Genomic DNA, 1,833 nt, shown 5'->3' with positions numbered 1-1,833 from the left:
CTGTTCAACAGCGTGGAGCAGACCGCCCAGCTCCCGCGGATCTGACCCGCACCCCCTCCCGCGATCGGGCCCCCGGCACTTCGGTGCCGGGGGCCCGGTCCTTTTCCCGCCCCGGCCGGGTCCGCTCAGCCGAGCCGGTCCAGCATCCCCGCGAAGTCGTCCTCCGACACGATCGGCACCCGGTAGGCCCGCGCCCGCCGCGCCTTGCTCGACAGCGTGCACGTGTCGGCCGCGACCAGCACCCGCGTCGACCGGGTCACGTACCCCTGGCTGACCAGGCCCGCACCGCACGCCCGGTCCACCCACACCTCGCGCGGCGCGCGCATCTGCCCGGTGAACACCACCACGTCACCGCGCGCCAGCGGGACCGGCTCGGCCCGCGGCGGCGCCGTCCTCGCGAGCAGCGCCGCGCCCCGCCGCACCTCGACCACGTCGGCGGCCGGCCCCAGCCGCGGGAACGGCGTGCCGGTCAGCTCGCCGGACCGCAGGTAGTGGCGGAACAGCCGGGCGGTGGCGCGGGCGTCGTGCAGCGCGGAGTGCGCCGAGTCGAGCACCACCCCGGCCGCCGCGCAGCAGGCCGCCAGGGACCGCCCCGCCCGGTGCGGCAGGAACCGGTCCGCCAGCCGCATCGTGCACAGGCCGGTCACCTCGGCGGGCACCCCGGCGCGGTGGAGCTCGGCGGTGAGGAAGCGCGCGTCGAACGCCAGGTTGTGCGCGACGACCACCCGGTCCGCCAACCGGTCCGCCAGCGCACCGGCCACCGCAGCGAACGGCGGCGCGTGCCACACGTCGGCGGCGCGGATCCGGTGCACGTGCTGCGGCCCGAGGTCGCGACCGGGGTTGACGAGGGTGCACCACTCGCCGGTGACGTGGCCGTCCCGGTCGAGCTGCACGACCGCGACCTCGACGACGCGGTCGGACCCGCGCGCGGCGAACCCCGTCGTCTCCACGTCGACCACGGCGTACTGGACCACCGGCGAACCCTATCGGGCCGGTCAGCCGCGCAGCGCCCGGAGCACCAGGTCCACCACCGCGTCGGTGTGCCGCTCGGACAGCGGCGCGGTCCGCAGCAGCCACCGCTGGTGCACGGCGCCGAGCAGCAGGTCTGCCGCCACCGCGACGTCCACGTCCAGCCGCACCTCGCCCGTCCGCTGGGCGGCGCGCAACCGCTCCTCCAGCCGCACCCGGCGGGGCGTCAGCAGCAGCCCGAGCAGGTCGTCGCGGGACTCGTGCAGCAGCGCCCGGCACACCTGGTCGAACCGCCGCTCGCCCAGCTCCTCCACCACCGCCCGCAGTTCGCCCCTGAGGTCGGCGGCCAGGTCGCCGCAGGTCGGCGGGTACTGCCCGATCGGCCCCAGCTCCACGAACGCCTCGAACAGCAGCGGCCCCTTCGACGGCCACCAGCGGTAGATGGTCTGCTTGCCCACCCCGGCCCGCGCCGCGACTGCTTCAATGGTCAGCCGGGGGTAGCCGAGCGCCTCGACCAGCTCCAGGGCGGCCACGAGGATCGCCCGCCTCGAACGGTCGCTGCGCCGCGCCGCGTCGGGTGGCATCCCTTGATCGTAAGTGCCGCGCGGCGACGCCGAAACCGCGCGGAGCGCGTCCGGCGACCACCGCCACAACGTCCTGACCAGCGGATTGCAGAACCGCACAAAAAGTTTGCATGACCCGGGGTGCAGACTCGTCATCGAGGCGGCCCGGAAGCGACACAGGGGGGCGGGCCGCCTCCTCCACCACCGGGTCCGCTGGGAACCCGGACGGCGCCGGGGACCCGAGGGGGAAGCGGGTCCGGCGGCGGCTCGCGCGATCGGCGGCGGCACCGCGGCCTCCGCC

General features: G+C 76.1%; 2 protein-coding genes. Both read right to left on the bottom strand.

Annotated features, from left to right (window positions below; translation table 11 throughout):
• Positions 1 to 125: 125 nt before the first annotated feature.
• Complete coding sequence (locus tag ACFV4N_RS43335; RefSeq protein WP_499678525.1) at positions 126 to 974, bottom strand: exonuclease domain-containing protein; 849 nt, start codon at positions 972 to 974, stop codon at positions 126 to 128.
• 21 nt (positions 975 to 995) lie between these two features.
• Complete coding sequence (locus ACFV4N_RS43330; protein WP_499678524.1) at positions 996 to 1,553, bottom strand: TetR/AcrR family transcriptional regulator; 558 nt, start codon at positions 1,551 to 1,553, stop codon at positions 996 to 998.
• Between the last annotated feature and the right edge of the window lie 280 nt (positions 1,554 to 1,833).

The sequence above is a fragment of the Actinosynnema sp. NPDC059797 genome (genome assembly GCF_042732085.1).
In the GTDB taxonomy this organism is placed as follows: domain Bacteria; phylum Actinomycetota; class Actinomycetes; order Mycobacteriales; family Pseudonocardiaceae; genus Actinosynnema.
The sequence above is the reverse complement of the archived record's forward strand: the minus strand, read 5'-3'. Positions and strand labels throughout refer to the sequence as shown.

What these genes read in the sequence shown, in the direction of transcription:
- ACFV4N_RS43330 (WP_499678524.1), bottom strand. Translation starts at nt 1,553, where the DNA reads ATGCCACCCGACGCGGCGCGGCGCAGCGACCGTTCGAGGCGGGCGATC.